At 75.2% G+C, this 6,276-nt stretch carries 4 protein-coding genes and 1 pseudogene; 1 reads left to right on the top strand and 4 read right to left on the bottom strand.

The annotated features are described in order from the left end of the window. Positions 1-39 precede the first annotated feature (39 nt). The 4 genes and pseudogenes from AB0L34_RS32375 to AB0L34_RS32360 all read right to left on the bottom strand — a co-directional run bounded on the left by AB0L34_RS32375 (position 40) and on the right by AB0L34_RS32360 (position 4,832). The gene (locus AB0L34_RS32375; RefSeq protein ID WP_363709306.1) at positions 40-2,718 is read right to left on the bottom strand and encodes a hypothetical protein; all 2,679 of its coding nucleotides are present in this window, start codon (positions 2,716-2,718) and stop codon (positions 40-42) included. Positions 2,719-2,795: 77 nt separating this feature from the next. Further along, positions 2,796-3,097, bottom strand: a pseudogene (locus tag AB0L34_RS32370) (cupin). Next, positions 3,094-4,044, bottom strand: a complete 951-nt coding sequence (locus AB0L34_RS32365) for an LLM class F420-dependent oxidoreductase (RefSeq protein ID WP_363709308.1) — start codon at positions 4,042-4,044, stop codon at positions 3,094-3,096. Before AB0L34_RS32365 ends, AB0L34_RS32370 begins: the two are co-directional and overlap by 4 nt. Before the next feature lie 2 nt (positions 4,045-4,046). After that, complete coding sequence (locus AB0L34_RS32360) at positions 4,047-4,832, bottom strand: ABC transporter ATP-binding protein (RefSeq protein ID WP_363709304.1); 786 nt, start codon at positions 4,830-4,832, stop codon at positions 4,047-4,049. Between the two features lie 310 nt (positions 4,833-5,142). On the opposite strand from AB0L34_RS32360, the gene AB0L34_RS32355 reads away from it, so the two are divergent. Further along, positions 5,143-6,171, top strand: a complete 1,029-nt coding sequence (locus AB0L34_RS32355; protein WP_357455285.1) for an ABC transporter substrate-binding protein — start codon at positions 5,143-5,145, stop codon at positions 6,169-6,171. Positions 6,172-6,276: the final 105 nt, after the last annotated feature.

Here is a 6,276-nt window from a genome sequence, read left to right as displayed (position 1 = left end):
GTGGTGCCGGGGCGGGCCGCCGCTCGGGCTGGGTCCGGGTCAGTCGCGATGGTGGCGGCCGGTGGACCGCAACGACCGCCGACCGCTCTCCTGCCCGGGCTCGTTGTCCGCGGTCGGGCCGCTCAGGCCGGCGACCCAGTCCACGTACTCCTCGTCCTGTGCCGTCAGCGGCTCGGACTCCCGGTCCGCCGGGGCGTCCTCGGCCCGGGACCGGTTGCGCCGGAACAGCCCCAGCCGACCACGGGTCCGGCCCCCCGCCTGCTCGGCCGGGCCGCCCGACGCCTCGCCGTCGGCCGGCGTCTCGGGTGCCTCGGCGGCAGCGGTCCCGTTCCCCGACGCGCCCACCGGCGCCGGCGCGGGGCCCCCGGGTCGCGCGGTGGCGAGGGCGTCCCAGTTCGCCGCCCGGGCCAGGTCGGGCAGCGGGGCCCGGTGCCGGGGCCGGGGCGCCGGCTCGGGCGTGGGCTCCGCAACGGCCGGGCGGGGCGCGTCGAGGGCGTCGTCGGGCCCGACCCGGGGCGCTGCCGGCCACGCCGGTCCGGACTGCCAGGGCGGCCGGAACGTCCGATCCGGCTCGCCGACCCGACCGGTCGCCGGCTCGCCGGCGGGGAAGGGTGGCACCGCGCGCGGGTCGCTGGCGTCCGGCTCGTGGGAGTCGGCCCTGGACGTCGTGGCGAACAGGTCGGCGGCCCCGGCGGTCGGGGCGGCTCCGTCGATCCGCTCCGCTCCGTCGATCCGCTCCGCTTCGTCGGCCGGACCGACTTCGGTGGTGGGACCGAGTTCGCTGGTCGGACCGACTTCGGTGGTGGGACCGAGTGCGGTGGCCGGGCCGACTTCGGTGGTCGGGGCCGGTCCGGCGGCACTGCTCGCCGTCTGAGCGGTCGTGTCGGCCCCGGCGGACCCTGTCCCCACCGCAGCGGTGGTCGGTGCCGCGGCCCCAGCAGCCTCGGCGCGCGGCGTCGCCGGTGCGGGAGCCGGATCGGCGGGGGAGTCGATGACCGCGGGCGTCGGGTCGGCGCTGTTCGCCGCCGCAGCCGCCGGCTGTTTCGCCGACCGGGGCTTGCGGGTGCGGCGGGGCTTGGGGGCGGCCGGGACGGCCGGCTGCGCGGGGGGCGCGGCGGCCTCGGCCGTAACCGGTGGGTGCTCGCCCGCAGTCGTACGGGCCTGGGCGCCCTCGTCGGCGCGGTCCTGCCTGGCGGCGGGCACGGCCTCCACCGGGGGCGGCGATCCGGCCGCTTCCGTCACGTCCGTAACCGCCGGTACCGGCGATCCCGTCGCATCCGTTGTCGTGCGCGACCTGGCCGGATGTGCCACGTCGGCGTCCGTCGGGGCCGGCGATCGGGGCGGAGGCGCCGTGGCCGTTGCCGGGTGCGCCGTATCCGTGATCGACGGGGGTGGTGATCCGGTGGAGGGCGCGGCGTCCGTTGTCTCCGGTGACTCGGCTGCCTGCGCCGCCTCCGTGACCGGCGAAGGCGGTGATCCGGCAGTGCGCGTGGCGTCCGTTGTCTCCGGTGACTCGGCTGCCTGCGCCGCGTCCGTGACCGCCGGGAGCGGCGATCCCGCGGCCCGGTCCGGGGCGACGGAGGTCGGGGCCGGAGCGGTGGCGGGTGTCGTCGGGACGATGGCGCCGTCGGCCGGCCAGTCCCAGTGCGCCGGGGCGGCCCGGGGCGGCGGGGCGTCGTCGCCGGCGGTCCCGCCGGAGTCCGTACCCCCGGGTCGGTCGGCGGCGACGCGCCCGGCGTCCGCCAGGTCGACCGTCGCCGGCTCGTCGGCCCCGGCGGCCGGCTCCGGGGCGTGCGGCAGCGCGGGACCGGCGGGCAGGGGGCGCAGGATGTCGGTCGGCTCGATGGCGCCGCCGGGGGCGGTGCGCGTGACGAGCGGCCAGCGCAGCAGCGCGGCGGCGGCCGAACCGAGCGCGCCGGCGGCCACCGCGAACAACGCCCCGTAGTACGGCGTGAGCTGGTAGCGGTCGGTCGCGTCGCCCGGCCCGGCGGTCAGGTAGGCGAACGCCACCAGCACCGGACCTGCCACCCCGATCGTGCCGCTGACCAGCGGCGGGTGGCCGCGCCACCGGGCCAGCCCGCCGGTCGCCGCGCCGGCGAGCAGCGCCACCAGGGGCAGGATCACCAGGGCCAGTCGCTGGGCCGCGCCGGCGTCGAGCCATGCCGGCTCCAGCACCCCGAGCCGTACGCTGGGCAGTGGCCCGGTCGAGGCGACCGACGGTGCCGTCGACAGCAGCGCCAGCAGCCAGACCGCGCCCCCGACCGCCGCCATGTTCCAGCCCACCGGCGGCCGGAGCAGGACGGCGAGTGCGGCGCCCGCGCCGGCCAGCGCGCCGAGGATGGCGCAGATGCCGACGGCCCAGACCGGGTCCATCGCGACGAGTTCGGCGGCCCGGGCGGGCTGCATGCAGAGCGGCGCGACGACGGTCGCGCCCAGCGCGGCGCCGCTGGCGACGGCGAGGTGGCGGCCGGTGCCGGCCACCATGCCGTCCCGGCGGGCGAGGCGTTCGGTGAGCACCGCGCCGACCACGGCGGCGCTGGCGGCGAACCAGCCCGCCCAGACGAGCTGGGCCGGCCACTGGTTGACGGTGGCGCCGGTGAAGGTGCCGGCGAGCCGGACAATGCCGAAGCCGAACGCGACGCCGAGCTGACCGGCCCCGGCCAGCAGGCTCACCCCGAGCGCCGTGAGCAGCAGTCTGCCCCAGGTCCGATAGGCCATGTCCGGCACGTTACGCACCTGTTGGGCAGGTCGCCACCGGCGCGCCGCGAGCGGGGTCGGGCCCGCCCGGCCAGCGATTACTTCAGCTCGACCAGCCGCGCCAGGTTCGTCGTGTCGCCGACGTTGGTCAACATGTGCCCGGCGCCCGGGTCCCGGTAGACCACCCCGCCGGTCGGCTCGTCGGCGTCGATCGTGGTCCCGTCGATCGTCTGCACGACGTTCTTCGCGCCTGGACCGCCACCACCAGGTACGGGTGGTCGTGCCGGTGCAGCGGCTGCTGCTCGCCCGGCTCCAGCCGGATGTGCCACACCCGGACCCGGTCGTTCCCGTACACGACCTCCTGGCCCACCGGGCCGAGTTGGAGCTGCGCGTCGGTCACCGGGTTGCGTCCAGCCGAGGGAGCACCTCGGCGGCGATGAGCTCCAGGTGGTCGAGGTCCGCGAGGTCGATCAGCCGAAGGTGCACCCGCGTGGCGCCGATCGCGGCGAACTCCCCGATCCGGTCGACGAGCTGCGCGGGCGAGCCGACCACCGGGTCCTCCGGCGGCAGCGCGCTCTTGACGTGCAGCGGGGCGGCCCGGCGCTGCGCATCGGCGTCGGTACGGCCGATCGCGACCAGGATCCCGGCGGAGAGCGTCAGCGGGCCGCGCCCGGAATCGGCCCGGCCGGCCCGGTCGCAGGCCTCCCGCACCCGCTCGTACGCCTCGGCGGTCTCCTCGACGGTCTTGAACGGCATGTTGAACTCGTCGGCGTACCGGGCGGCGAGGTCGGGGGTGCGCTTCGGGCCGCGTCCGCCGACGATGACCGTCGGCCCGGGCACCTGCACGGGTTTCGGCAGCGCGGGGGCGTCGACCAGCCGGTAGTGGTCGCCGGTGAAGCTGTACGTCTCGCCCGGCGGGGTCCGCCACAGCCCGGTGATGACCTCCAGCTGCTCGGCCAGCCGGTCGAAGCGCTCGCCGATGCGGGGGAACGGGATGCCGTAGGAGGTGTGCTCCCGCTCGTACCAGCCGGCGCCGATGCCCAGCTCGACCCGGCCGCCGCTCATCTGGTCGACCTGGGCCACCATCACCGCCAGCGGGCCGGGCAGCCGGAAGGTCGCCGACGTGACCAGGGTGCCGAGCCGGATCCGGGTGGTCTCCCGGGCCAGTGCGGCCAGGGTCAGCCAGGCGTCGGTCGGGCCGGGCAGCCCCGGCTCGTCGCCCATCGCCTGGTAGTGGTCGGCGCGGAAGAAGCCGTCGAACCCGCCGGCCTCGGCCAGCCGGGCGAAGCGGAGCTGGTCGTCGTAGGTGGCGCCCCGGTGCGGCTCCGTGAAGACGGTGACCCGCATGCTCATCGCCCCTCAGCGCCCGTCGTCGCCGGCAGGTCCCGCTCCATGAGGAGCTCGTGCAGGTCGGCGCTGACCCGGGCGACGTCCGCCAGGTGCGCGTTGCGGCCGAGAGTGCGCGGCCGGGGGATGTCCACGTCGACCACCTTGCGGATCCGGCCGGGCCGGGGGCTGAGCACGACCACCCGGTCGGCCAGCAGCACCGCCTCGTCGATCGAGTGGGTGACGAAGACGACGGTGGCCTGGGACTCCATGTGCACCCGCTGGAGTTCGCCGGAGAGTTCCTCGCGGGTGAGCGCGTCGAGCGCGGAGAACGGCTCGTCCATCAGCATCACCCGGGGCTCGCCGATCAGCGACCGGCACAGCGAGACCCGCTGCTGCATGCCGCCGGAGAGCTCGTGCGGCAGCCGCTTCTCGAAGCCGCCCAGCCCGGCGAGGTCCAGCAGCTGCCGGGCCCGCTCGCGGTGCTTCGCCCGCTTCCAGCCGAAGATCTCCACCGGGAGCAGGACGTTGTCCAGCACCGTGCGCCAGGGGAGCAGGGCCGGCCGCTGGAACAGCATGGCGATGTCGGGGCGGGGTCTGGTGATCGGCGTACCGGCGACGGTGATCTCGCCGTCGGACACCGGTAGGAGGCCGGCGATCAGGCGCAGCAGCGTGGACTTGCCGCACCCGGAACGGCCGAGGACCGCCACGAACTCGCCCTCGGCGACGTGCAGGTCGATGCCGCGCAGCGCCTCCACCCGGCCACTGCGGCCGTCGAAGGTGCGGGACACCCCGGACAGGCGGATCATCTCCGGCGGCCTCCCTGAGTCGGGGATCAGCAGTCGGCACAGGGTAGCTGGCCCGCCACCGTGTCGCACCGTCCGGGGTGGATCACCTGGCCAATCCGCAGTGGATGGCGGCGGGCCGTCACGGGCGGACACGAGTTGTGTCCGTACCGCAACACGATACGGCTGGCACCGCAAAGGTTGTTTTCTCGTACGCTGTGCCCGCGATGGATCCCCTCACGACGGTGGAGCCGGCAACCCCTCCGCCGGCCCGCCGGACAACCCCCACCGGGCGGCGGCGAGCCGTACTGGTCGGAAAGGACATGGTGTACTGATGAGAAGGCTGACCCGTACGGTCGCCGCGGCCGCGCTGGCCACCGCCCTCGCCCTGGTCTCCGCGTGCAGCGGCTCGGACTCCGGCGACGACGCCAAGGGTGGCAGCGGCGGGGCGCTGGAGAAGGTGACCTACCTCACCTCGTTCGGCAACTTCGGCCGTGACTCCTACGCCTGGGTCGCGAAGGAGAAGGGCTTCTTCAAGGAGGCCGGTTTCGACGTCGAGATCAAGCCGGGCCAGGGCACCGGCGGCGTGATCCAGACGATCGTCGGCGGCCAGGCCCACTTCGGCCCGATCGACCTCACCGGCGGTCTGCTCCAGCTCGGCAACGGCCAGGCCAAGGACTTCGTCGCGGTCGCCGCGATCCAGCAGCGCACCATGGCCGCCATCGCGACCGTCGAGGGCAAGGGCATCGCGTCGCCGAAGGACCTGGAGGGCAAGAAGCTCGCCGACACCCCCGGCTCCGTCGTCCGCAACCTCTTCCCGACGTACGCCCGGATGGCCGGCGTGGACGCCAACAAGGTGACCTGGGTCAACGGCGAGGCGCAGACCCTGATGGGCACGCTCGCCTCCGGCGCGGTGGACGGCATCGGCCAGTTCGTCGTCGGCCAGCCGACCATCGAGACCGTGACCAAGAAGAAGGCGGTCCTGCTGCCCTACAGCAACGTGATGCAGGACCTCTACGGCAACGTGCTGATCACCTCCTCGAAGATCGCCAAGGAGAAGCCGGAGATGGTCAAGCGGTTCACGCAGGCCCTGATGAAGGGCCTCGAGTACGCGCTGACCAACCCGCAGGAGGCGGGCAACATCCTGAAGAAGAACGTCGACGCCGCCAACCCGGCTGCTGCCGCCGCCGAGCTGCAGCTGATGGCCGGCTACGTGCGGTCCAGCAACTCCGGCACCCAGCTCGGCACGCTGGACAGCGGCCGGGTGGCCAAGAGCATCGCGATCCTGCAGGGCGCGGGCCAGCTCAAGCAGAACATCACCCCCGACCAGATCATCGACTTCAGCCTCGCGCCGAAGGCCTGATCGACGCCGACAGTGCCGCGGGGGGGGGCCCCCACCGGCGGTGCCGCTGGGGGCACCCCCCCGCCGGGCGGCGCGGCGGCGGGCGCGGTGTGGGCCCGGGTGGGG

This window comes from Micromonospora sp. NPDC052213, from assembly GCF_040679695.1.
Taxonomy (GTDB): Bacteria; Actinomycetota; Actinomycetes; order Mycobacteriales; family Micromonosporaceae; genus Micromonospora.
This window is presented reverse-complemented; position numbering and strand designations above follow the sequence as displayed.

Coding starts and splice junctions, on each gene's coding strand:
- AB0L34_RS32355 (WP_357455285.1), top strand. CDS start 5,143: ATGAGAAGGCTGACCCGTACGGTCGCCGCGGCCGCGCTGGCCACCGCC.
- AB0L34_RS32365 (WP_363709308.1), bottom strand. CDS start 4,044: ATGCGGGTCACCGTCTTCACGGAGCCGCACCGGGGCGCCACCTACGAC.
- AB0L34_RS32360 (WP_363709304.1), bottom strand. CDS start 4,832: ATGATCCGCCTGTCCGGGGTGTCCCGCACCTTCGACGGCCGCAGTGGC.
- AB0L34_RS32375 (WP_363709306.1), bottom strand. CDS start 2,718: ATGGCCTATCGGACCTGGGGCAGACTGCTGCTCACGGCGCTCGGGGTG.